This window comes from Mesorhizobium sp. 131-3-5, from assembly GCF_016756575.1.
Classification (GTDB): Bacteria; Pseudomonadota; Alphaproteobacteria; order Rhizobiales; family Rhizobiaceae; genus Mesorhizobium; species Mesorhizobium jarvisii.
The window spans coordinates 376617-402962 of record NZ_AP023255.1; the positions used below are offsets into that span (position 1 = coordinate 376617).

The following is a 26346-nucleotide window of genomic DNA, read 5'->3' on the forward strand; positions in this document are numbered from 1 at the left end:
GGTTGACCCATGCCAAGCAAACTGTACGTCCCGCCCTACGGCTCACGTTGCAATGCGGTTTTCCGATGCCTGTCCTCGAAGAGGACCCCTCGAACCATACTCTGCCGAATGGGTTGGCGGCTGCCCGGCAACAAGGCCGTTTAACAGACGGTCCGAAAAGAAGCGATGTGCATTTCCGCGCATTAGCAGTTCTACCAGGTCGCGAGTTTCTTCGAGAGATAACCAGCCTTCTGTGACCAGTTCTGATAATGCGTGTACGATACCGCGACGTGCCAGAACAGCGTGGCCAAAGACGGGTTCGATCGCGTGATAGTCTCCGCCAAAGGTAAATATCTTATTGGCCGGAACCGCGAGTAGAAATTCCTTAAGAAAGCGCACACTCGCCGCCGGATTGACTATCCATGCCCAACACATATCGATCGTTACATTCGGATAGTGTTTCGCAAGCGCGATGAATTCCTTCTCATAAGGATAGCCTATATGCATCAAAATAAAACGGGTGTCGGGAAAATCCTGCAAGATCCGGCAGAGGTCTGCCGCATTGTCTCGAACGTGAGCGAGTTGCATCACGTTGTACCCCGCGAGGTACCCGGTATGCAACTTCACCGCCAGTCCGTAAGCGCCAGCGAGTCCGACACAGTATCGAAACAGAAAATCTTGAATTGCTTTCAGCTCTTGTGATCCTGGAGCAAGACCTTCCTTGCAATGACGCTTGAATTGGCGCTCCGCATAGGAGCGCTCCACTGGCGCAAAGTTAAGCGGCCTTGAATAGGCAATGAGGCATTTCACCGCCACAGCCCTTGGCCCAAAGGTGGAAAAATAGTCACCAATAATCCCTAACCATTCCTCCAGGGTCGTCGGCTCTTTACCCGTTTCCGCCTTAACCCGCTCGAAGTCACCATCGTTACATCGGCAAAAGTCAGAAATATTCAGGTCTTGTGCGAGAATATCCGGCTGCTCCGTTTGCATAAATATTCGCTGAGAGGAATTTACCTGGCAATACTCGATGTTCGCTCGCTTCAGGACGGTCTTGTAGAACCCCGGTTGCACAAGTTCCCGATACTTATCAGCAATCCTCGGCACCGACTCTGGTGTAAGATCATTTTCGCCGTAAAGGCCGCTAAACGTATAGCGCAACGCCTGCGCATAGCCAGTGAGCCGGATACGATGCCAAAAAGGAGCGATTAGGCTGAATTTTTTATCGCTCGAAATATCCGGGTCGAAAAACCGCTGCAGCTGGGAGCCCGGCATGCCGGCCACCACAATATCGTCGGCAGCGTAGATCTCGAAGAGATAACTCCAATCGTCACATGGGAACCAGCGGTCACTGAGTATACCCTTAATTCGAAAACTCTCTTCTATCAAATGCTCGTGAGTATCGACGAAGGGGGTTTCTTCGACCCAATCTGCAATTTGACGGATGGCTGTCATGTTCATCACTCGTTAGTTCTGGGTTGCTGGTCTAGGTCGGGAGTGCAGGCCGGCAAGATTGCGGGGACGGCCAACGCGATATGTGTCGCTGTCTCAGAATGCTTATTCTTGGGCTAGTCTTTCACGCCGCTCGCCAAGTGCAGGAACCAGTCAACGATCAAATTAACGGACACGGCCATCAACGCGATAGCGCCTGCTGGCAACAATGGCGTGATGTCCCCGTAGGTAATCAATGAAGACGTATCCCTCACCATGGACCCCCAATCCGCCATCGGCGGCTGAATACCAATGCCAAGAAATGAAAGTCCGCTGATGAGCAAGAACACGAAACAGAACCTCAACCCAAACTCCGCGACAATTGTCGGCAGAATATTCGGAAGAATTTCCCTCGCCATGATCCAGATGGCACCTTCCCCTCTTAAGCGAGCAGCCTCAACATAGTCCGACACCGCAGCGTTAATCGAAACTGCTCGGGTTAGCCGAAATACCCGTGTCGAATCAAGGACCGCAATCACAAGAATGAGGGTCGGTATGGAGGTTCCGAAGATAGAAAGCAGCAACAAAGCGAATATCAGCTGCGGGATGCTCATTAGCACATCGATTGCCCGGGAGAGGACCTGATCTGTCCAGCCGCCGAAAGTCGCCGCAGCCAATCCCCCTGAAGCGCCCACGGCAAACGCAAGTACAGTTGTAAGCAGCGCAATGCCAATGGTATTCCGGGCACCAAAGATTAGCCTGGTGAGCATGTCTCGGCCGAGATTATCAGTTCCGAGCCAGTAGCTGGAGCCCCAGGGCTCAAACTGAGTACCGACGATCTCCGCCTCACCATAGGGGGTGAGGTGTGGCGCGAAGATCGCGGCCATCGCGTAAAGCGAGACTATCACCATACCAAACTGCGCACTAAAGGGTGCTGAAGCGAACCTTTGTGCTGCCGACCGGACTAAGCCGGGAGCCTGTGGAAACGCCATTACGCCTCGCCTGAATACAGTTGTATGTCGTAACGGCTCGTCATTTTGGGTGCATGAGCCGTGGGTTCATTATGATTGATAGCAAATCCGCAGTCAGATTGAGCAGCACGTAGGCCGCAGCGAAAATAAGGCTGCAGGCCTGAACCACAGGAATGTCTCGCTTCTGAACTGAGTCCACGATCAGCTGCCCTAGCCCCGGATAAACAAACACAACTTCAACGACGACGACGCCTGTGATGAGGTAGGCTAGATTGAGAACTACGATAGTCGCGATCGGGGCTAGGGCGTTCGGCAAAGCGTGTCGGCAGAGCACGCGCCATTCCGACATTCCCTTTAATCGAGCGGTTTCGATGTACTGGTTGCCTAAAAGGCTTACAAGAGAAGTTCGAGTCATCCGCATCATGTGCGCTAGCACCACCACCGCTAGCGTCAACGCAGGCAAGGTTACTGCTGTGAGGCGATCGAGAAGACCGGTCGCAGAGTCGACATCGGAAAGGCTCGGGAACAGTCCGGCTTTTACAGCTAGGAAAAGCATCAGCACGTAAGCGACGAAAAACTCTGGAAACGAGATAGAAGCCAGGGTCACCACATTGAGCGCGCGGTCGACAAACGTATTACGATAAAGGGCTGCGACGAGCCCGCCCAGCAGCGCTAATGGTACTGATATCGCGGCTGCCATGAAGGCGAGGAATAGCGTGTTGAATAAGCGGGGCGCCACCAGGCTGGCGATGTCCCTGCCGCTGGCCAACGATGTCCCCAACTCACCATGGATGACTGAATTCAACCAGGTCAAATAGCGAAGATAGACCGGCATATCGAGCCCTAAGCCTTTGCGGAAGGCCGCAAGCGTCTCGGGGGTTGCCGAACGGCCCAGCATCTCGGTCGCAATGTCCCCGGGGAGAAGCTGGACGCCTCCAAAGATGATGAGTGACACGATCCATAAGGTCAGCGCGCCGAGAACGACACGCTGACCGATAATCTTTGCAATAGGTGTCATCTGCTGAACGGTAAGAGCTTATACATCTGTGAACCACCAACGTTCAGCACAGCGAAAGCTGTCGAGATCCCAGTTCGAGCCAAGTTTATTATGCCCGACTTTCTTAGATAGGGCGTTCACGTAGTCAACAAAAACCGGGATGACCGACGCGCCATCGTCTCTGCACAATTGTTGCATTTCTGCATACATTTCCCCACGCTTAGTCTCATCTAACTCGCTCCTAGCCGCAATGAGAAGCTCGTTGAACCTCGGGTTTTTCCAGCGAGTATCGTTCCAGACAGCGTCGGCGGCATAACCTTGCGTGAACATCCAGTCGGCCGTGGGCCGGCCGGCCCAATAAGTGGCGTAGAAGGGCTTCTTCATCCAAACGGTGTCCCAATAGCCATCGTTTGATTCGCGAATGACATCAATGGTGATCCCGGCCTTGGCTGCATCCTGCTGATATAGCACCGCCGCATCGACTGCGCCCGTAAAAGCGGCGTCCGCTGCAGACAACTGAACTTTGAGATCTGAAAGTCCAGCCTTTTTGAGATGATATTTTGCTTTGTCCAAGTCTTGCTCACGCTGCGGTAGGTTTTTTGCGAAGAAGCGGTCGGTGGAAGGGATGGAGTGATCGTTCCCGAGCCGACCGTATCCCCGCAGCAACGTGTCAACAAGCTGCTTCCGATTTAAGGCGTACTTAAAGGCCAACCTAACGTCGACGTTGTCAAATGGGGCGATCTCACTGATCATGTTAAAAGCGTAGTGCTGCGATCCTGGCACTGCTGTGACCTCTAAATCGCCGTTTCTCTTAAGGAGATGGACCGTCTTGAGATCACACTTATCCATGGCGTGGATCTGCCCGGTGTTCAGGGCGTTCGTTCGTGCAGCTACGTCATGCACCGCAAGGACTTCGAATGAGTCGAACCACGCAGCGTTAGGTTTCCAATAGTTCGCAAATCGTTTTGATGTGGCCTTTACGCCAAAGTCGATCCCATCGAGGACATAACCGCCCGCACCGACCCCAGAAAGGTCAGGTTTCCCGTCCTTGGCGGGCATGATGGGCAGCTGAAAGTGTTCGAGAAGGTATGGAAAATCAACATTGCCTTCCTTGAGAGTTATAACAATCGTTTCTGCACCATCTGAGCGCATTTCCTGCACGGCTTTGAGAATATCTTTTGCTCCAGACTTGGAGCCCTCACCTAGGTGATGATTGATCGAAGCTATCACGTCGTTAGCATCCAAGGTCTTGCCATTATGGAACTCGACGCCTTTCCGCAGCTTAAACGTCCAGGTTTTAGCGTCCTTCGAAAAATCCCATGACTCTGCAAGTTCTCCGACTAGATTACCGTTCGCATCCAGTTCGGTGAGGCCGCAATGCAAGCTGCGGGCAAATATGTACATAAAACTTTCGACGTACGTGGCTGGGTCAAGTGAATCAGAAACAGAGCCCGAGCCGACACCGATTTTGAAATGTCCGCCTTTCTTTGGGGCGGCAACTTGAGCGAGCGACGGGAGAATGCCTCCCGACGAACCTATAGCCATAGCCCCGGCGACGGCTGCGGATTTGAGAAAGCGCCTTCGATTAACTTCCGAAACCAGCGGCGAAAAACCACCCATTTTGACCATTGTCGTTCTCCTCTCTGATCGTCTTTTTTGGCGTTTCAGTCCCGGCGAAAAGCGACGGTGCGATGACGCGCCAACCATCGCCTTCATTCAGGCAACCGGTCGCTCTCGGCGAGATCTTCACGAAACTTCCCACTCTAAGCCGGTTCAAGACTCACGCTAGCACGATCGACAGGTTCGGGAGTTGCGCAAAAAAGTCATCTGGCGAATGACTTTATTTCGATTTTGCAGCCTACTTCCTGCAGACAACGAAGTCCGATACTGATTGGAGTAGGCAAACGGCAAATCCAACTCCTGACCGAGTGATGAGCGCCTTAGATGCTGAAAAGTGCATGATGCCGCAGATGAAGGTATTCGCCGCCATATGGATGAGACCGACGCGGTTTATCCGCCAGACGCTGAGTTTCACGATTGCGGAGCAACGGGCGTCTTACGAAAAGCTGTGCGTCCAATGCGCCCGGGTTTTTGTTCCTTCGCTGATTCCGCGGAAGCCTGGCGATCGGGTGAAGACGAACCGTCGCGACGCCACCATGCTTGCCCGCCTTCATCGGGCTGGAGAGTTGACCCCCGTCTGGGTGCCCGACGCCGATCATGAAGCCATGCGCGACCTGATCCGGCTGCGCAGCGTCGTGCGACAGGTGATGACGCGAGCGCGCCAACATCTTCAAGGATTCTGCTGCGTCACGGGCGCAAGCATGAGCGCGGGACGGCCTGGCGAAAGGCTTACCGGCGATGGCTTTCGACCATCCCGCTCAGCAGGTCGCATTTCGGGTCTACGTCGATGCCGTCATGGATGCGGAACGGCGCCTGCAGCAGGTCGAGGAACAGATACTCAGCCAGCTCCCGGAATGGAACCACCGCCCGGTCGTTGACGCCTTGCAGGCGATGCGCGGCATCGCGCTGATTAATGCCGTGGTGCTGGTCGCGGAGGTCGGGGACTTCACACGCTTCTCAAACCCACGCCCGCTCATGGCCTATTTCGGCCTGGTCCCCGGAGAACAATCGAGTGGTGAGACCGTCTGGCGCGGCGGCATTACCAAGACCGGCAACACTTATGCCCGGCGCGCGCTGGTCGAAGGCGCCTAGGCTTACCGGATGAGAGCGCGCATCGGCCGGCACAAGGTCGACCGGATCGAGGCGCTGCCGAAAGTCGTTCGCGATATCGGGTGGAAAGCGAAAGTTCGACTGTGCACCCGATATCGTCGGCTGAGCCAGCGCGGCAAGAATGCGAACGTCGTTAATGTCGCCATCGCACGCGAGATGGTGGGCTTCATCTGGTCGATCGCCTTGCACGGTTCAATCCGCGCCAAAGGCGGCGTGACCACTATTTGACAGACAGCCAGCAGGGGAGACCACAACACAGGATCAGCCTCGGCGCGATATGCGGCGCGACAATGCCGGGGAGCCTCGTCCCACCTATGAGCCTCAGCCCCAAACGAAACCAGGTCATGCGGCCCGACCCGCGGATGAGAGATTGTTGACCAACGTTCAAGTCCCCTCTTGTACCTCATATCCGCCGTACAAGTGCCTCGGCCGCCGGTCGGATCGGCGGGCCAACCGCATTGCAAAAAGCGTTGTGCAAAAAAATCATCTGCCGAATGACTTTAATTCAGATTTTCAGCCTAACTTCTCGCATATAACCAATGCCACATTATCAAGCTGACACCACGCTTCGACAATAGCAGGAGTTATCGTTTGGACTACCAGGCAGGGCAAAATAGCCGGAGCGAGCGTCTGAGGCGCATGTTGACCCCGCGAAGTGCGGTATTTGTAGGAGGGGCCTCAATGGTTCCAGCAATTGAGTATTGCCGTGCTCTCGGCTTTGGCGGCCGCATTCATGTCGTCAATCCGCGCCGCAGCGAACTGTCTGGCTTGCCTTGCTTCCCCACTGTAGCCAGCTTACCGGAAGCGCCCGATATGGCGTACTTGGCGGTGCCGCGAGAATACGTGATCGATCTCGTTCGTGAGCTGTCGCAATTTGGTGTGGCGGGCGCGGTTTGCAACACTTCTGGCTTCTCCGAGATGCAAGGTGGGCAACGTTCCCAGCTGGATCTCGTGGAAGCGGCGGGCAACATGCCGGTGATCGGCCCAAACTCTCCAGGGGTCGCCAACTTCGCAGACAGATCCGTCTTCATGATGGATCAATTCGGTGACCATGGAACGGATGGCGGTGTTGCAGTTGTGAGCAATGGCGGTGCCTATCTTTCTGACATGGGCTGCTCCGATAGGGCACTGCCGCTAGCGTATTCCGTCGGACTGGGCAATCAGGCCATGATCACAGTCGCCGATATCATGGATGTCGTGCTTGACGATGATCGGGTGCGTGCCATCAATCTGTATATAGAGGGCATTGCTGACGCCGCTGCGCTCGCCGCGGCAGGTCTGAAGGCCGCGCGCAAGGGCATTCCCGTCATTGTGATTAAGGGTGGTCGCACCAGCGCCGGCCGGCGCGCCACTCAATCACACACCGCATCACTTGCGGGTGACGAGGTTGTTGCGTCGGCTCTATTCCTCCGGCTTGGCTTCGTTGAAGTGCGGACGCCTACCGAAGCCCTAGAAACTTTAAAGATGCTGTTGTCTACGCCCAGGACAACGGGTCGGCGGACGGCATTTGTGACGAGTTCCGGGTCATACGCTGTTCTTGGTTCCGACGTCGCAGAGGCAAACGGACTGGATCTGCCGGCGCCTTCGCCGGGCACATCCGTAGAATTGCAAAAGCACTTGCCGCCGTTCGTTCACCCGACCAATCCGCTGGACATATCCTCGGCTCACAACGCAGAGTTTGGCCTGCAGCTCAATCTCTACAGAGCCTACCTGTCCGATGATCGTGACATGGCTGTGCAGGTTATGTGTTTCCCCCCCGTCGATGGCTCGGACCCGGAAAGCTGGATGACAACGACCAAGGCGTTTGCCCAGGCGGCGTCTGAGCGGCGCATGCCAGCTGCTTTTATTAACACGTTGCCGGAGCCCTTGCCCAAAGCTGCTCGCGATCAAATACTAGCTTTCGGCGTGGCACCGCTGAGCGGCATCGAGGACGGATTCCGTGCTGTCGCGAACGCGGCGCGTTTCTCTGAATTGGCCAACGACCTTGCTAAGCGGCCCGATGAGGAAGTTCTGTTGCCTCGCTACGGGGACGTCAGGGGGGAGGGGGCTCTTGACGAAGCAACTGCCAAAGCTGAGCTCAACAAGGCTGGAATCTCTGTGCCGCGCGGCGTCATTGTCGGGGTTGATGAGACCGCTCATCTGGATCAACTCGTATTCCCAGTTGTGGTCAAAGCACTTGGCGCCGACCTCACGCACAAGAGCGAACTTGGAGCGGTTGCACTACGCTTGGGTACACCGGATGACGCGTTGCAGACCGTGCGCGAAATGGCAGAAAAGTTAAGACGTAGTGCCCCCGAGTTGTCCATCCAAAGCTTCCTGGTGGAAGAGATGGTGAAAGATGGCGTTGGCGAGCTCCTTGTTGGCATACGCCGAGTAGACGCCGTCGGCCTCGCTCTCACAATTGGAATAGGCGGCACTGAAGCCGAACTCTTGCGCGATACTGCTACGGTTCTGCTGCCGGGTTCGCGCAGCACGATCGTTGCAGCACTAAGGAGCCTAAAACTCTTTCCCCTGCTCGACGGTTGGCGCGGTCGACCAAAGGCCGACGTTGAGGGGGCAATTGACGCCATAGAGAATTTGGCCCGGTTTGCGATTAGGCACAAGGACCGTTTCGTCGAAGTTGAAATCAACCCGCTGATCGTGCGCCAACAGGGGCAAGGCGCAGTGGCAGTGGATGCCGTCATGCGACTTACCCGGCAGCAGTGAGTCAAGCCAGTTCGTAGAGCTGGCTTGGGAATCTGGACAGAACGATAAGTGGATTTTCCGCCTGACAACGGCAACGTGGTTGCCGTTGTCAGGAGAGACCATGACGAAGCGCACGCGCCGGAACCACACACCGGCTTGGCCATCAAGGGCGAAAAGACACTGGCCGAGTTGGCTCAGCTTTTCGATGTTCACCCGAACCAAATCACAGAGTGGAAGGCGGAACTGCTTGATGGCGCCGCCGGCGTCTTCGGCTCGGGCGTTGCGAGCGCCGAGGCCATCAGTGGATTTGAAGGCGCTTCACGCCAAGATAGGGGAGCTGGCGCTGGAGAACGATTTTTTGGAGGCGCGCTCATCAAGGCCGGCATGCTGAGCGTAAAGCGATGATCGACCGCAACCAGAACATCAGCCGCGCCAGCGTCTACTACAAGCCGCGGCTGGTGTCGGCCGAGGACCTCGCGCTGATGCGAATCACTGCATCTGGAATATCCGTTCGCAGGCAGCCGGATGTTGCGCGACCTTCTCAACCGCGAGGGCGTCGAGATCGGCCGCCGCCACGTCGCCACGCTGATGAAGCGCATGGGCGTCGAGGCGATCTATCGCCAACCGAACACCTCCAAACCCGCGCCGGGCAACAAAATCTATCCCTATCTCCTGCGCGGACTAAAGGTCGATCGTCCGAACCAAGTCTGGGCGATGGATATCACTTATATCCCGATGGCGCACGGCTTTGTCTATCTGGCCGTCGTCGACTGGTTCAGCCGGCGCGTGCTCAGCTATCGCGTGTCAATCACGATGGAAGCGGACTTCTGTGTCGAGGCGCTGGAGGAAGCCCTGACAAAATATGGCGCGCCTGGCATTTTCAACACCGATCAGGGCAAGCCAGTTCACTAGCGAGCCCTTCACCGACGCTCTGATCGCCAACGAAATCGCGATCAGCATGGATGGTAAGGGCGCACGGCGCGACAACGTCTTCGTCGAGCGCATCTGGAAATCGGTCAAGTATGAAGAAGTCTATCTGCATGTCTACGACAGCGTCGGCGTGGCGCCTCGCTTGGCCGATATCTGGATTTTTATAATCGACTGCGCCCCCATTCCATCCTTGACCGGCGCACGCCGGACGAGGCCTACTTCGATCCGACGCCCTTCATGGCGGCGGCATGAATTTTCCGCCGCCGGGTGTTGGATGTTGACTACGGTCGGGCTATCGCCCTCCCTGCGTCATACCCAACACCCGGCGCAACGAATGAACGAAACCCGGCGGAACGCCACTTATCACTCGCGGGAAACTGTTCAGACAACCGGAGCCAGCGGTGTCTTGCTCGGTGGTGGGTGCGATATCAGCCGAGCAAATCTGGTTGAAGATCCCTGGCTGAGAACCGACACCGGTCTAACCTTTACGCCAGCTCGTTGACGAAGGCCGGAAAGCCGGCCACGACCGTAACCACGGATCGCGCGCGAATTATCGGGCTTCGTCTGGGCGATTGCATGCCAGGTCTCAACGCGTTGAACATCGCCAAATCCTAGGAAAAGCAAGGAAAGAGTAACGAACCCGTCAGAAAGCCATGTGCACCTAGGCAAGGCTGGGGGCATGGTCACGGCAGGCTTCCACTATCAGCCGGATATATCCGACTTGGCTTCTAGAGCACACGACCGAGCTCCAACCAGATCCGCGGGCTCATGAAGACGTTCGGGCTGATCATTCCGCGAAGTTCGAAGCCGACGTCCGGCGCCTGCTGGCCGGTCAGAAGGGCATGCCCGGATTGTCATACGCGCCCACGCTGCTGAACTTGGACCGCAGCTCGTCGCCAACGCCCGGCACAATGATGCATTCCAGCTGTTGATGGCGATCCCCGGCGTCGGCACCATCACTGCGACTTCGTTCATCGGCGCCATCGAGGATCCATCGAACTTCAAGACATCGCGCGCTGTCGGCGCGTGACTGGGTTTGACAACCCGACGCTATCTGATTGCTGTGCGCAGCCGACTTCGCCCGCGTGCGGGATGACGATCGGCTGCGATATAGCCGAGCTCTGTCACTGAGGCGATGACCGACCTCGCCCGGATACCTCTCGTCTGGCGCATCGCTCATTTGAACCTTTTTTAAAAAGACTGCAAATAAATAGGAAAAATCACTTCATATCATACAATAATGATTTGCAAATACTTAATACAAATTAGAGGTATAGGTATTTGATATTGTTGACGCGTATGATAAATAAATTTCGAAGAGTGTCTCGCTCGTTGGAGATTTTACGAATCACGCAAGGGGTGTGTTGTTCATTTGATGTAGAAATATCCGAATTTCTCAGTGAATTACGCAATTTGTCAAGGACGACCCATATTTCGCCCGGGGAGTAATAGAAAACATGAAGATAATGTCGTTCAAGCCGGGCCATGATGGGGCGATTGCGGCACTGTCTGCGGCAGCCGAACTGATCTATTCTTACGAGGCTGAAAAGGATAACTTCCCCAGATATTCGACCATCAACCCGACGACGATCCTCGACGCCGCTGGCCGACTGGACGCTGTCCCGGATGTAATTGCTATCGGCGGGTGGTCGAAGACGGGATTCTCGAGTGACAGTCCCATAGCGGCAGGCTACTTCGGGGTCGGCCAAGGTTCGGAAGTTGTCTGCGAGAAGATCATTTTCGGCAAGAAGGTCCATTTCTATTCTTCGACGCACGAGCGCTCCCATCTCTGGGGCTCATACGGCATGTCGCCATTCCCCGCTGGGATGCCCTGTTATACGCTGATCTGGGAAGGATGGTGCGGCGATTTCTATGAAATCGACGAGTACCTGCAGGTCGTGCATATGGGAAAAGTGATGGCGAATCCTGGTGACAAATATGCTTTCCTCTACGCGCTCGCCGATCCGAAATTCACCTTGCCCAAAGGAAAGCCGCGCTACGAAGACGCTGGCAAGCTAATGGCGCTTTGCGCTTATGGGCTGACAGGATCGCCCGACCGGGACGAGCAGGCGCTGATCGATTTCCTGCTTCCAAGCGATCTGTACCCGCTGAGCAAAGAGGATTTGCGGGATTCGCCCTACTACAATATTGGCGTAAGCCATCAGAAGTTCACCAGCCTCGCCAGGCGAGTTTCTGACGCCATCTTCGATTCGTTCCACACTTTCGCGAAAAAGAACCTGACAAAGGGTTACCCGCTGCTGATTTCCGGCGGGTGTGGATTGAACTGCGAGTGGAATCGCCGTTGGCTCGAAACGAGTCTTTTTTCCGACGTTTTCATTCCACCATGCACAAACGATACAGGCTCGGCGATCGGAACGGCCGTCGACGCTATGCGACATTTCACCGGCAATGCAAAAATCAAATGGAACGTCTATTCAGGCCAGCCATTCATATTTGACCCGATCGACCGAACCGGTTTCGAGGTCTATCCACTCGACTACGGCCAAGTGGCCTCGGCGTTGCTCGGCGACAAGGTGATCGGCTGGGTACAGGGGAATTGCGAAATCGGGCCACGGGCCCTTGGCAACCGGTCAATTCTCGCAGCGCCTTTCTCAAAGGCAACCCATGAGCGCTTAAATCGCATCAAGAACCGGGAGGGTTTCCGCCCGATCGCGCCGGTTTGCCTGGAGGAGGACGTCGCGCTCCACTTCGACTTGGCACGCCCGTCGCCCTACATGCTTCTTTTCCAAAAGGTTCTCGATAGCCGGTTGGAGGCGATCACGCATATTGACGGCACAGCGCGGGCCCAGACAGTTTCGCGAAAGCAGAACCCGCACCTCTTTCAACTGCTTACTACGTTCAAGGCAAAAAGCGGGGTCGGCGTTCTTTGCAACACATCGCTGAACTTCAATGGCGCCGGGTTCATCAATCGCGCAAGCGACTTGCAAACCTATGCCCGGGCCGCGGGTCTCGACGGATTCGTGATCAACGATGCCTTTTATCTCCGCAAGGAAGGCCCCCTCACGGCATCGAGTGGACAGAAAAAGATCGCGTAGCGACGGAGAAGGTATCCCTCCGGTGGTGCTTTCAATTTCCCACATCTCCGGCGCTGGTTGAATCTCGTGTGATTGCTTATTGCATGGACGGAACAATAGATGCGTGTTTTGATGAGGAACTTGCTGGTTGAACTAGCGGATGAACGCCTGGTAGAACAGAGCCAAGCCAGGCGCGGCGCCGGTGGCAGTGATGACAGCGACGGAGCAGACACTCTGATCGAGCGCTTCCCGGCAGACAGCCTCCAAGGCACCGAGGCCGTCGGTCCACACCGCCGTCAGGGTCGAAACCATCTGCTGATCGCCGTCATGCACCGCTTTCAATCTGCGTCGGATAGGCTCCATCGCCGAAGGCAGGACCCAGCCTTGAAACGGCGCGCCGTTGCGCGGTACAGCGGGCTTGCAGGCAAGGACCGACTTGTAATGCCACGGATCGTAGATCGTGTCGCCGCGCCCGAAAGAGCGGACATGTTCGGCTACGACCACGCCGTCCTCGCGGATGACGAACCTGCCCCTGTATAGGCATGGATCTCGACCGGGCGGCCGGCGACCGTCACAGCACCGAGTATTTGTTGTTGTTGGTGCGTACCGCGCAGGTCTTCGACACCGAAGCCGGCATCGGATGGAAGCCCGTCGAAAAAGCTCAGTATTCAAGTCCTCATAAGACTTGAAGCGCAGCCTGGATACAAAATGAAGTCGGCTTTGCAGGTTAGGCACGGTGAGAGAGACGACTGTCCAACAGTTAACCGCCCAGGGAAGAGAGTGATGGACCGAATTGCCCCTGAGACTACCCAGTATGAGCACCTCCTATATGAGGTGGATGCGGAACACGTCTGCTGGCTGACCCTCAATCGGCCGGAGAAAATCAACGCCATCAACGAACGCCTCGTCGCCGAACTCCGGGCCGGGCTTATTCGGGCCGACCAGGATGACAATGTGAATGTGGTGGTTATCCGCGGCGCCGGCCGGGGGTTCTGCTCTGGTCACGATCTCGATGAGGATACGGCGGATGATCGCTCGTCCATCTACGAATATCGCCTGAAGTACATCCGTCAGTTTGAGGAATTCACGACGCCGTGGACTCTTAGCAAGCCGGTTATAGCGTCCGTTCATGGGTATGCTATCGCCAAAGGGTTTGAACTTTCGCTCTTTTGCGATGTCTCCATTGTCACTTCGGATACCCGGATGGGTTACAGCCAGGTGCGGTACGGACTGTCGGGTCATTGCATGTTTATGCCGTGGCTCGTGAATATGAAGACCGCAAAAGACATTCTGCTGACTGGGCGCGAACTTTCAGCACAAGAGGCCAAGGAGATGGGGCTAGTAACCGAGGTTGTGTCGCCAGAGGAACTTCACGAAGCTACCCGCCGGAAAGCCACGCTCATGGCCCGAATGCCGCGCGAAATGCAGCGGATGCACAAGATGTATCTCAATCGGGTTTACGAAATGCAAGGGCTCAAGAGCGCGACCGACTACTATCTTGAGCAGATGGCAATCATGGGCGCACAGCCGGTTCCCGAGTATGTCGAGCTAATGATGATGACGGCCCGAAAAGGTCTGAGGACGGCTTTGGACAATGCACAGGCGCGTTATAAGGGACTTGACTGACGCATTTTACACCGGATGACGCGTTGCAGACCGTGCGCGAATGGTCAAAGATGGCTTTGGCGTGCTCCTCGTTGGCATAAGCCGAGTGGACGCCGTCGGCCTCGCTCTCACAGTCGGCCTCGATCTCACAATTGGAACAGCCAGCACTGAAGCCGAACTTTTGCACAATACTGCTACGGTCCTGCTGCCGGCTTCGCGCAGCACGATCGCTGCAGCACTAAGTAGCCTAAACTTTTTCCACTGCTCGACGGCTGGTGCAGTCGGGCAAAGGCCGACGTTGAGGGGGCAATTGACGCCATCGAGAATTTGGCCCGGTTTGCGATTAGGCACAACGACCGTTTCATCGAAGCTGAAATCAACCCGCTGCGCCAACAGGCAAGACGCAGTGGCGGTCTATGCCGTCATGCGGCTCGCCCGACCGCAAGGGGGCACTGACCTGTTGAGTGTGGACGTTCAGACGGAAAGCGTTCTGGAAGTGTGAAGGTCGTTGAAATGGCAAGAGCCGGCCTCTGGCCGCGTCCTGCGGAATGTTGCGTAGCAACCACGGCCGAGGCGATCGCGGTTGATTCAGGCAATGATGCGGGGGATCCCGGACCTTCGCGATGCGAAACCGCGGCAAACCGTTCTTTCATTCCGGACCTCAAAAACGCCAAAACGCCGGGAGCAGCCGAGAGTGTTCTGCAGCCCGCCGATGGCACAGGCGTCCTGACCGCAACCATTGATGATGTGTGGTTAAGCGGCTCGGGCGAGCCAATATCTTTTCTCGCTGCGTGCCAATCCCTCGTCCATGGCCGAATAACGGGTAAGGTCAGTCGGCCTCTAGCACAGGCTGCAGGAGCGTCTACAATCCATCCATTCTACTACCGAAAGCCAGCTACGTAAGACCGGGCATACCACCCATGCCGTCCTCACAAGACCCGGTTCCGGATACTTGGTGGGACCGCAATGGAGCATCACAGGCACATATGGCTTTCGCCGTACTTGATTGTCCTGACGACTTCGGACGCCCTGGAGAGGAGGCTTGCTAGTACAGAGTAGAGGTCTTCGCCGGCGCCGGTGAGCTTGATCCCGCTTCCAAGCCTTACAAACAGAGGAGCGCCGAGCTCGTCCTCAATGCCTTTGATCTGCCGGCCGATCTCTCTCGGTGTCACTTTCAGTTCGGAAGCCGCAAGCTTGAACGAGCGGTGGCGTGCCGAGGCCTCGAACACCGTGAGCGCGCTCAGCGATGGGAGATCATAATAGCGACGAAACATTGCCACCCCAATCAAAAATCGACGGTCGCGAAACAAGCAGCAGGGAATCAACGTTGTCCTTATGATCCAAAAGGATCACCGGCAGCTTATGCGCGTTAACGTTGAGCCGCTGTTCAATCATTGCTAGTCCCGTACTTGCGACGTCCGCCGTAACAAAATCATCGAAAGCAAATTATGTGCCTATTGGCGCACTGTTTCCGGTGCACCACTTCTCATTAGCTGCACATCCCTAGCGACCCTTTGGTTAGGCTTGCGACATTCTTGTCCAGCTTCGGACATAAGAGGTTTGCGGAGACACACGAGCGGACGGCATCGTCACGTTAGAAATAGGGGCGTCGTAGCCGGTCACTCGCGCAATGACGACCGCAGATTTGCGGGCTGGTGGTCAGCTTCGCCGCCTGTCTGCGCTTCTTGTTGTGTCTGCATGGCAGAGGAGATGATCGCCGTGAGTTCGGAATCGGTCATGCCACGAAACGGTCCGCCGTTAGCCGAAAGGTTCGGCCGGGAGTTTGCAGCAGAAATCCACCAGCGTAGCTGCTCGGCCTAGGTGACTAATGACATCTCGGTAAAATGGTGATCACTATCGCCGGAGAGAGGGCGGCGGCTCTGGCGACTGCGGACCAGTACGGCATTGTCCTTGAAGGCTGGTCCGAGTCGTCGGGTGGCAAACCGTTAAGCGCCTGTTCCGCTATTTACTAAAGAAGATCGCCAAAGTCCAGCGGGTCTCAGTTACATGCGGCGTTGCCTCCAGTGACATGGCTCTAGATATTCAGGTCCGGCTGCAAAAAAATTGATCCAGCCGCGCAGCAGATGAAGCGCTTCGACAGGTCAGCGTTTTCTGTCCATTCACGCTTGTTCAGTCCGGCGCCATCGGCTGGCGCCTCAGCTGACCACCGAAGAGCGCAACGGCAGCCTTCGTATAAGGGCCGTCGTCTCCTCTGGGCACTCGAGACCTAACGTCAATCTCTTCCCAACCCGAATTCTCTCGATTTCAAATGCAACGTCGAGGCGAAAGTCTGAGGACGGAAATTGTTACAAAGTTATATCGGCGTGTTTTCGAAAAAATGAACATATCTATGCGGTATTAAATATACCTCGCCGCATCACGTAATATAAAATTTGCAAAAATCAACTTTGTACTGCTGCCTCCCCTTGATATGATCGCCATCGAGAATACGAATTAATCTGTCTTCGGCGAGTTTTGCTCCCTCATCTTGGCGAGCGTTGACCGGCTTTTCATGGATAGCTTCGATGCGAACCCGACATCAGCCAGATCAAGAGCGCATCCCATGGAACGATTTCCAGAGACGCTTACTCGAGGTGTCCGATTTCGGACGCGGCGTCACCGTGACCTACGACGTGATTATCTGGGCGCCTTCGCACGGTCGGACCGCCCTGCCCAGCAATACGGCAACGAACAGCTCATGGAATGAGCCGCGCCATTGCCGCCGATCATGACTGTACTGCATCGGCCCCTACACGGAGGAAACTGTCATGCCCACCCTCAATCAGCAGACGGGACCGGAGCAAGCCGCGCGAAAGCGCATCAAGGATTCCCATGCCCTCGACGGTGACGTCGGTCGCTTGGCCCACTTCTATCGCGGATGGGCGAGTTCCTATGAACTGGATGTTGACCGCGAGGGATACTGCGGGCCGACGGTGGTTGCCGAACTCGCGAGCGCCATGCAGACAGCGTATTTTGCCAATGAGCGAGCAGCCATCGCAATCTTGGACGCCGGATGCGGAACAGGTCTCGTCGGCGCGCAGTTGAAGCGCCTCGGTTTCCAGTTGCTCGACGGGTTCGACCTTTCCGAAGAGATGGCCGAAAAGGCCCGGAAAACTCGCTTCTACCGCCATGTCCAAGGTGATGTCAACCTTAACGGGCCGCTCTCCGACTACTCCAGTGCGACTTACGACATTACGATCTGCTGTGGGGTCTTCACGCTCGGGCACGTCCGGCCGGATGCACTGCGCGAATTGGCTCGCGTCACGCGCCCCAACGGGTTCATCATTGCAAGCACCCGCAAGAGCTATGCGGAGGCCACATCCTTTGAAGATGAGGTGCGGCGTCTGGAGGATGCAGGAATGCTTGTGACGGCGCAGTGTCTAAAAAACGGCAAGTATATGGCGGAAGAGGGCGCGCACTATTGGGTTTTCGAAGTGCCCGCTAGGACCAGCGCACCAGCAGGATAGTGCAATTCAGTTGGGGAAATGACGCAGGCGCCGTAGGGGGCCGGTGCCTGCAAACGGAATATTGATTGGCATAGGCGGCCTGAAATGAAACACTCTCTTCCTGAGACCAAAACCTTACTGAACGTCGTAAAGATTTCGTTCGAGCCGTCGTATCGGATATTTTGCTTCCCGCATGGGGGTGGCAGCGTCCAGTCGTTCCGCAATTGGTCGGGCTATCTTCCCGAAGACGTCGAGCTTATTTGTCTCGATCTTCCCGGACGCGGTAAACGGTCAGCTGAGGCCGCCATTCGCAGCATGGACGTACTGGTATCGATGGTTACTGAGGCACTTCGCGCGTACAGCGACCGGCCGTTTATATTCTTCGGTCACAGCACGGGTGCTCTCGCAGCCTACGAAATAGCGCGTTTCCTGGAGAACGCCGGGAGGCCGTCTCCATTCCATGTGGTCGTGTCTGCTCACAAATCTGCGGACGTGCCGGCGGATGAGCCGCCCATGTATATGTACGCGGATAATGAGCTAACCAGTCTGATACGAAACCTCGGGATGGTCCATTCAGAGGCGTTGGAAAACGAGGAACTCCTGAAGGACTTCATCTTGCCGCCCCTGCGGGCCGACTTCGAACTTGCGGAAACCTATGACCGGAATCTTGCAACGCCTCTTAACGCGGCAATCACCGCAATAGGAGGAGTTCAGGACGAACTGCTCAACGCCAATGACCTGGACGAATGGCGTCGGCTTACCACGTCGCGCTTCGCGCGTATTATGTTTGATGGCGATCACTTTTTCACCCATTCCATGACTGGGGAAGTGGTATCTGCCCTCCTGCGCGAGGTACAGGAGGTGAAGGCACAACTCCCGGCGTCTATTCGAATTGCCGAGGCCCTGCCTTATTCCGATCTGCCACTGCATGACCGGCTCCGCAAACAAGCAGCCCTCAACCCTGAGGCCCCGGCCGTTGTCTCTGAGGCTGCCACCCTCACGTTCCGTGAGCTGGACGGTCTGAGCGAGACCCTATCCAGACACCTCCTCGGATGTGGTCAGAGGCTAGGTTCGCACGTGGGTATTCTTATGGATACTTCACCCGAATATGCCATTGCGCTGTTCGGTATTCTTAAGTCAGGCGCGGCCTATGTCGTGCTTGACAAAGCTCAACCCGTTGCGGCGCTCGGGCGGATACTCGAGAAGGCAGGTGTCGAAATCGTTGTCACCAACAACCGTTTCGCTACTTGTCTTCCGCCTGACTGGTCAGGTCTTACGCTGTCGCTCGACGACGGTTGGGAAACGCAACTCGGCGAGGCCGGTCCGACCGATTCCCAAGCGGTGGATCTCGACGCCCCAGCCCACATTGTATTCTCGTCCGGCACGACTGGTGAACCGAAGGGGATCGTCTGCCCCCACCGAAGCGCCGTATGCTCTTACCAGTGGCGCTATCACGCGCTGCCATACGCGCCCCATGAACGCGAGGCGGTTAATATCTTCTTGGTCTGGGAGATAATGCGGCCGATCCTCGCCGGGGTTCCGGCCTACCTAGTTCCCGACGACGTCATCTATGATCCGCACCGGCTGGTCGAATACCTGGAGCGCAACCGAATTTCCAGAACACTTCTCACCCCTTCACTACTGGATGTGCTTGTCGGAAGCGGCGTCCTCGACGTTCCCTCTCGTCTTCCGGATCTCCGGTTGATTTACCTGTCAGGCGAGGTGGTGACGGCAGCGTTGGTTTCGCGTGTGAAGGATGCGCTGCCTCATGTTAAAATCGTCAATCATTACAGCGTGGCGGAAACCTATGACGTCACGCATATTGATCTGAGCGAGATCGATCCTGCGACAACACAAAAGGTCGTACCGGTCGGTCCACCTCAGCACAATGTCAGCGTCTATGTCCTGGGAGAGCAGCGCGACCCCGTCCCACTCGGCTTCGTGGGCGAGATCTTCGTCGGCGGCGATGCACTGAGTCAGGGATACCTCGACAGCCCGGAGATGACACGGGAACGGTTCCTTCCCGACCCGTTCCGCGCTGATGGCACGATGTTCCGCACGGGCGATCTTGGCCGCATGCTGCCCGGCGGCCAATTAGAGATCATCGGGCGTTGTGCTTTCATGGTGAAGATCCGAGGTTATAGTGTGGTCCCGGGGTCTGTTGAAGCTGCTTTGCTGCGGCACTCCGCCGTCTCCTCCGCCGCCGTCGTACCGGAGCTCGATCCGGAGACAGGGCAGCCTGATCGACTTATCGCCTATGTGGTCCTGCGAAACCGGGGCAAGGAATGGCAGTCTTCTTTGCGTGCCCATCTGAAGTCCGAAGTGCCGCACTATGCAATGCCGTCGGAGTTCGTCGCAGTGACGGAATTGCCCATCGCGGCGAACGGGAAACTTGATCGGTCGCGCCTCCGCGACGTCGCGCAAGAGGCGTGCACTCCCAGGCAAGGGGCCGATGAGGTAGAATCCGCTCTTCGTGCTGCCTGGCGCGACCTTCTCCTGGCAGACGCTGCCGATCCAGACGACAGCTTTTTCGATTGCGGCGGACACTCGCTTCTGGCTGCGCGTCTCTGCACGCAGCTTCGCGAAAGCCTGAAGGTGGATCTTCGCGTTGTGGAGGTCTTCCTCAACCCGACCTTCAAAGAGCTTGCGACCCTACTCCACAAGCGCTGCGAGCAAGGCCGTCCCGAATACGAGAGGCTCCCCAAAGAGACGTCGGTCCTGCCGGGCAAAGCGCCGGCCAGGACAATTGACACGCGACGCGGCACCGAGATGGACGTTGCGGTGATCGGCATGGCCGCGCGTTTCCCCGGCGCGGAGAGCATCGATGCGCTTTGGGAGAATCTCTGCCAGGGAGTCTGCTCGATCAAACCTATCTCGGCGCAGGACCTCAAAGCTCGCGGGATTCCGGACGATGTTTTGAAGCGGCCCGATTATGTGCGCGTGGGCGCCCATCTCGATAATGTCGAAGTCTTCGATCCGGGTTTTTGGGGCCTTTCGCCGTATGAGGCAATCTTAATGGACCCGCAGCATCGGCTGTTTCTCGAATGCTGCTGGAAGGCACTTGAGTCCGCCGGATACACGCCAACCCAGCACGAGGGCCGGACGGGGGTCTTCGCTGGAGCCTTCATGCCACTTTATCTGCTGCATCATTTGCAAGGCGGATGCCTCATCGATCCCATCGACGCCCCGCTCGCCTGGCTGACGGAACTCGGCAACGACAAGGACTATCTCGCCTCGCGCGCGTCCTATATGCTGAACCTCAACGGGCCAAGCATGGTAGTCCAAACCTCATGTTCGACAGGGCTGGTCGCGATCGCTACCGCCGCTCAGTCGCTCGCGGCCGGCCACTGCGACATGGCACTGGCAGGCGCGGCCAGCATCATCTTCCCTCAAGCGGGATATCAGTACTTAGAAGGTTTCATCAATTCCTCGGATGGCGTCTGTCGTGCCTTTGATGCTGATGCCAATGGCACAGTCGTCGGAGATGGGGTAGGGGCCGTTGTTCTCAAGCGCCTCGAAGACGCGCTCGCGGCGGGCGACCCGATTCTCGCGGTGGTGAAAGGATGTGCCATAAACAACGACGGCCACGCCAAATCATCCTTCTCGGCGCCAAGCGTGCAGGGTCAGGTCGCTGTTGTGCGCCAAGCACTTGCGTCCGCAGCACTTGTTCCTGCGGACGTCGAATACATCGAAACTCACGGGACCGGCACCAGGGTCGGTGATCCAATCGAGGTCCGCGCTTTGGCAGAGGCTTTCGCGGGGCAAGAGGAACATGGCAAAACATGTGCACTCGGGTCAATCAAACCGAATATCGGCCATGCCAATATCGCGGCTGGCGTGGCGAGCTTCATCAAGACGGTACTCAGCATTCAGCGCGGGGTAATCCCCCCGACTATCAACATACAGCGGCTGAACGAAGACCTGAATCTGGAAGAGACGCCCTTTTTCGTCAATGAGCAGCTTAGACCTTGGCCCCGCAAGCCGGGTCGCCCCCGAACCGCCGGAGTCACCTGCCTGGGTATCGGCGGAACCAACTGCCACGTTGTGCTGCAGGAATGGATTGACGAGAATGTAAGGGCCTGGCCCGGATCTGTCGCGCGAGGATCCCACGCCCTTTGCCTATCTGCAAAGACGCCGTCGGCGCTAAGCCGGGCCTGCCGCAATCTAGCTGGGTTCCTGCGGCGCAACCGAGATGTCGATCTCGGTGACGTCGCTCATACGCTACGGGTGGCCAGATGCCATTTCGATCACCGGACGGTCGTAGTCGCGCGAAACTTAGACAATGCGATCAAGAGGCTGGAAGAAGAGTCGGATCGCGCGGCTGATCAAACCCTTTCATCCCCCTCGATAGCATTCATGCTGCCGGGCGGCGGAGTGCAGCACCCGGGGATGTTCAAGGACCTTTTTGATCACGTGCCGGATTTTCGTGAGGCTTTCCTGAGTTGTGCCGCCGCTAGCCGCCCGGTGCTGCACAGTGATCTGGAGTCGCTCGTGTTCGGGGAAGACCGGGTCTACGCGGCCGCTTCCTTCGAAGAAATCAACGTCATGATCTTCTCCGTGCAGTACGCGATGGCACATTTGTTGGAAGCGTGTGGCGTGCGTCCCGACTACCTTGTCGGACACAGCATGAGCGAATACGTCGTGGCCACTCTAGCAGGCATTCTGAAACTGGAAGACGCTATACCTCTGATGGTTGCCCGTGGTCGCGCGATGGCTAACCTTGGTGTTGACGGTGCTATGCTCGCGGTCAAATGCAGTCCCTCGGAGGCTGAACGCATCCTCGCGGAAGACGTTTGGCATGACAGAGCTGAAGCTGGCGAGATCGGCATCGGCGTCGTGAACTCCAAAACCAGTGTCGTGTTCACCGGGAAACGGGAACTGATTGAAAGGCTTCATGAGGAGCTGGAAAAATCAGAGGTTCCCAACCAGATCCTTAATACGGCTGGCGTCCCCAGTCATTCTCCGCTGATGAGGCCGGCGGCTGATACTATTGACGCACATGTCCGAACGCTTGAGATGCAAGCACCGAATTTGGCGATAGCTCTCAATTCAGGGGGATATCTGCACCGGGCGAAAGTGCCCCTGCCGGAGACCTATTGGAGTAGGCAAGCAAGCGGAACGATCCGTTTCGATCGCTCCCTATCGGCCATTGTAGCGGCCGGGGCAACTGCACTTATTGACCTTGGCCCGTCGTGCAATCTGGCGCGTTTCGCACATCAAACGATCAATCCAGAGGATGGAGAAATCAGAATTCCAGCAATCGTCTCAGCCGCGCGCGGGAAGGACGACCGGGAGTTCACTGACCGTCATGTCCTTCTGGAATGTATTGGGGACCTCTGGTCCTTGGGTGTTGCGGTGGATTGGAAACGAGCCAGTGATCAATTGGAACCGTTCGGTTCTTATAGGCGGATCTCCCTCCCGACGTACTCGTTTGATCGTCACCGTTGCTGGCCGGACGGTCAGCCAGCTGGCTTGGCGGTTCTGGCGCAGACCGGGGAGCAAGAGCGGCGCAGGGGAGAGGCGTTCATCTATGGGCAGAGTTGGACAGAGAAAATGCTTCCCCGCATGATTCTCGGCGACGAAACTACGAAGTCGCTGCGTTGGTTGGTACTCGCCGACCGGCCGTCCGGAGACGTGGAATGCGCAGGAGACGCGCTGGCAAACAGAATCACGCAGCAGTTGGAGGATGCGGGTCATGAGGTTGCTCGTGTTTGCCGACGAACGAAACCCTCGAATCCGCCGATGAAGATCAAAGGGTCTCTCATTATGATTGACCCAACCCGAGAAGGCCTGAAGGCGCTTTTCGAGGCCGAGATCGCCTCGGGCCGTCCTGCTGACCGCATTCTCTGCCTGTGGCACCTGAGCGGCAGCGCCGACGCCTCCGGGGACCCGGGTATGGCGCAAGCCGATCTTTTGCGGAGCTACCACGCCATACTCGATCTGGCGCGAGTTCTCTCAACGCTGACATTCCAGTCTCCGGTGGATGTTTGGATTGTTGGTGACCGAATGGTCCAGGTCGGTGAGGAGCCTGTAGATCCCGAAAAAGCGTGCGTTTTCGGTCCTGCCATCGTGCTGCCGCAGGAGAACCCGATCGTCGATTGTCGAGTTGTCGACCTGAACATCGAGGACCCGGGGGTCACCGATCGGCTCGTTTCTGAAATCGGGCGGGATGTGCCAAGTTCTGACGGGGTAGTCGCCCTCCGCGGGAATCGGCGGTGGGTGCTGCATTTTCCCGAAGTGGCCCTCTCCGAACAAACTCCTGGAGGGGGGGAGGCCCTCCGACCGGAAGGGGTCTATCTGATCACAGGCGCTCTCGGAAAGATCGGTCTTTCGTTGACCGAACATCTCGTAACCCTTGGAGCTACGGTCATCGCGATAACCCGCCGTGCGGTGCCCGAGAGGTTGGATCGGAAGTCCGCGGATAGCTGGGTGCGCCGATTGGCCGCTCTGGATAGCGCAAAGGGTCAGGTGATTCTTCACCAGGCCGACGTATCCGATTTCAACAGCCTGTTGCAGGCGCTCGACACCACGGTTCGGGCATTCGGGCGGATCGACGGTATCTTTCACGCAGCTGGACTGGCCGATCTGAGGTTCCTTTCAGAGATGGAGGACGCGACCTTCGTCAGTGAGTTCGCCTCCAAAGTCGTAGGGACCCGCAACCTTTACAGTGCGATCAAACGGATCCAGTCCACCCACTCCCAAATACCTGAGTTCGTCTTCCTTTTCTCATCTCTTGCGTCCATTCTCGGCGGGCTAGCGATGGCAGATTTTGCGGCGGCGAACAGGTTCATGGATGCATTTGCACGCCAAATGCCAGGCAAACTCGGCGTCCGGTGGATCAATTCCAACTGGGATGACTGGGATTACTTCTACGGGGGGCAGGTGACTTCAGCGTACGAGACATCTAAGGCGAGGGAACTGGCACTCAGTCCCGACGAGGGTATCGACATCATCAAGCGAATACTGGCAACCGTCGACAACAGCCAAGTGATCATAGCGACGCGACCACTGCCTGCTCGTATAAGGCAATGGGTCGACCAGATTCGGATAATCATGACAGACGATTCGGACAGAGAGAATACAGCTCCGCCAAAAGAAGCCGGAAAAGACAAGGAGGTAATAAGCGACGACGATCAGAAGGATGTCTTCCTCAATGACGTTAAGTCTCTCCTGAAAGCCGAAGAAATAGGATTGAACGATAACTTCTTCGAAATAGGGGGAGACAGCCTTCTCGCTATCGCACTCCAAGTCCGCTTGACGAAAAACGGCCGCTGGAGGCCGCCCCGGCTGGATCAGATCTTTAAGGCAGCAACCCTCGGCGATCTCTACCAGCAGATCTGCCAGATGTGAGTCCCACTAGTCGCAATAGCTGCAGCAGACAAAGAGGGAGCATCATTCCCCCCTCCAATGCTATCCGTTACATCTGGCAGGCATGCGGACAACTGTTCGATCCACATCGATTGGACAGCGACCCTCGGCCTGCGGTGGCAGCGGTCAAAGCAATCACAACCCGTTCAGCGTCGAAGCCGAAAGGGATCAGCCACCTCCCGGCTGTCATGCCTGCACAAGCACTTAGCCTGGCGATCATGATCCTGACCTATAATGTCGGGCTGGCGTCAAAACGGGATGTATGCTCCTGCCTTGGATCATCAGTCAATGAAAATTGGGCAAATCGCTGGGGCCTGCTGCTATGGGTCTGGGCTGGGCCCCGCCGCAGCGAGCGCGTCCCCCGGCACGCGCGCCTCAACCGCTAGGCCCCTCATTGCTTTATCTGCCCGTTCGCGTGGATTTCTTAAAGATTTGACCTTGCATGATACTGGATACGTCGATGCGGTTTTAGTGGATGGCGGGTTCGATTTCGAGAGCTACACAGAAGACCTCTTTCAGAAGCTCGACATAGCATGCCCTCCCAGCTTGTCCACAGCGCTACCGATACGCCGTGCCGAATTTCTGGCCGGCCGCGCGATGGCGTACGCGGCGTTGCAGGCGCTGGGCCAACCTACAGCCGAGATTCCCATTGGTTCCGACCGCGCCCCAGTCTGGCCAAAAGCCTCTGCTGGTTCAATAACCCACGCACGGGGGCTTTGTGCCTGTTTCGCCATTGCCGATTTAGGCTGGCAAGTCGGTGTGGACGTCGAGGCGATGGCGAGCGGCCATGCTCTGGAATCCATCCTGAGCATGGCGGCTAACGAGCAGGAACGTGCCTTGATTGCTCGACAGACGGTGCTCCCTCGAGATCGGCTGGCAACGCTGCTTTTTTCGGCCAAGGAAACCCTTTTCAAAGGACTTTACCCGGTGGCGCGGCGCTTTTTTGGGTTCGACTGTGCTGAACTGCAGACGCCCCCTGCAAACGGACACCTCAGACTGCATCTAACACAAACCCTTTGCCGGGAATTATCCGAAGGCGAACCCTATGACATCCGCTATCGTATCACGGCAGACTATGTATTGACGTGGCTGGCAGTCCACCGGCTATGAAGGAAAATATGGGAACCCGAAGAGGAGTTCTGATTGACCCTTTGTCAAAATGAACGCGAGAA

Annotated in this window: 14 protein-coding genes and 3 pseudogenes; 10 read left to right on the plus strand and 7 right to left on the minus strand. The window is 56.7% G+C overall.

The window, feature by feature from the left end; all coding sequences use genetic code 11:
* Window positions 1-42: 42 nt before the first annotated feature.
* From JG747_RS34345 to JG747_RS34365, 5 genes are all read right to left on the minus strand, one after another.
* On the minus strand, window positions 43-1437 hold the full coding sequence (locus JG747_RS34345) for an amidohydrolase family protein (RefSeq protein WP_199201232.1): 1395 nt from the start codon (window positions 1435-1437) through the stop codon (window positions 43-45).
* A 107-nt stretch (window positions 1438-1544) separates the two neighbouring features.
* Window positions 1545-2399 (minus strand): ABC transporter permease, encoded by an 855-nt coding sequence (locus JG747_RS34350; RefSeq protein WP_199201233.1) that lies wholly within the window; start codon window positions 2397-2399, stop codon window positions 1545-1547.
* A 40-nt stretch (window positions 2400-2439) separates the two neighbouring features.
* Window positions 2440-3396 (minus strand): ABC transporter permease, encoded by a 957-nt coding sequence (locus JG747_RS34355; protein WP_199201234.1) that lies wholly within the window; start codon window positions 3394-3396, stop codon window positions 2440-2442.
* A gap of 18 nt (window positions 3397-3414) precedes the next feature.
* Entirely contained in the window at window positions 3415-5004 is a 1590-nt protein-coding gene (locus JG747_RS34360; protein WP_199201583.1) for an ABC transporter substrate-binding protein, read from the minus strand.
* Between the two features lie 311 nt (window positions 5005-5315).
* Window positions 5316-5669: a hypothetical protein gene (locus JG747_RS34365; RefSeq protein WP_202362402.1), complete on the minus strand. Its 354-nt coding sequence runs from the start codon at window positions 5667-5669 to the stop codon at window positions 5316-5318.
* Window positions 5670-5733: 64 nt separating this feature from the next.
* Between JG747_RS34365 and JG747_RS34370 the strand changes: the two genes are divergently transcribed.
* The 6 genes and pseudogenes from JG747_RS34370 to JG747_RS34395 all read left to right on the plus strand — a co-directional run bounded on the left by JG747_RS34370 (window position 5734) and on the right by JG747_RS34395 (window position 12776).
* Window positions 5734-6087: a transposase gene (locus JG747_RS34370; RefSeq protein ID WP_199201236.1), complete on the plus strand. Its 354-nt coding sequence runs from the start codon at window positions 5734-5736 to the stop codon at window positions 6085-6087.
* Between the two features lie 9 nt (window positions 6088-6096).
* Entirely contained in the window at window positions 6097-6333 is a 237-nt protein-coding gene (locus tag JG747_RS34375; RefSeq protein WP_199201237.1) for a hypothetical protein, read from the plus strand.
* 453 nt (window positions 6334-6786) lie between these two features.
* Entirely contained in the window at window positions 6787-8811 is a 2025-nt protein-coding gene (locus JG747_RS34380; protein ID WP_199201238.1) for an acetate--CoA ligase family protein, read from the plus strand.
* Window positions 8812-8911: 100 nt separating this feature from the next.
* Window positions 8912-9972: pseudogene (locus tag JG747_RS34385) on the plus strand (IS3 family transposase).
* Between the two features lie 483 nt (window positions 9973-10455).
* Window positions 10456-10747: pseudogene (locus JG747_RS34390) on the plus strand (transposase); the annotation flags it as partial.
* Between the two features lie 430 nt (window positions 10748-11177).
* Window positions 11178-12776 carry a carbamoyltransferase C-terminal domain-containing protein gene (locus JG747_RS34395; protein WP_199201239.1) on the plus strand — a complete coding sequence of 533 codons (1599 nt, stop codon included), beginning with the start codon at window positions 11178-11180 and terminating at the stop codon, window positions 12774-12776.
* 189 nt (window positions 12777-12965) lie between these two features.
* Here JG747_RS34395 and JG747_RS34400 read toward each other — a convergent pair.
* Window positions 12966-13404 (minus strand): annotated as a pseudogene (locus JG747_RS34400) (Mu transposase domain-containing protein); the annotation flags it as partial.
* Between the two features lie 134 nt (window positions 13405-13538).
* Here JG747_RS34400 and JG747_RS34405 point away from each other — a divergent pair.
* Window positions 13539-14381, plus strand: a complete 843-nt coding sequence (locus tag JG747_RS34405; protein WP_199201242.1) for an enoyl-CoA hydratase/isomerase family protein — start codon at window positions 13539-13541, stop codon at window positions 14379-14381.
* Window positions 14382-15334: 953 nt separating this feature from the next.
* Here JG747_RS34405 and JG747_RS34410 read toward each other — a convergent pair.
* Window positions 15335-15634 (minus strand): LysR family transcriptional regulator, encoded by a 300-nt coding sequence (locus JG747_RS34410; protein ID WP_199201244.1) that lies wholly within the window; start codon window positions 15632-15634, stop codon window positions 15335-15337.
* 1494 nt (window positions 15635-17128) lie between these two features.
* On the opposite strand from JG747_RS34410, the gene JG747_RS34415 reads away from it, so the two are divergent.
* The 3 genes from JG747_RS34415 (at window position 17129) to JG747_RS34425 (ending at window position 26284) form a co-directional block, all read left to right on the plus strand.
* Complete coding sequence (locus JG747_RS34415) at window positions 17129-17827, plus strand: class I SAM-dependent DNA methyltransferase (protein ID WP_199201245.1); 699 nt, start codon at window positions 17129-17131, stop codon at window positions 17825-17827.
* 84 nt (window positions 17828-17911) lie between these two features.
* A complete protein-coding gene (locus JG747_RS34420) occupies window positions 17912-25156 on the plus strand; it encodes a type I polyketide synthase (RefSeq protein ID WP_199201246.1) in 7245 nt (2414 codons plus the stop codon).
* A 450-nt stretch (window positions 25157-25606) separates the two neighbouring features.
* Window positions 25607-26284 (plus strand): 4'-phosphopantetheinyl transferase family protein, encoded by a 678-nt coding sequence (locus JG747_RS34425; protein ID WP_199201247.1) that lies wholly within the window; start codon window positions 25607-25609, stop codon window positions 26282-26284.
* The last annotated feature ends 62 nt before the right edge of the window (window positions 26285-26346 follow it).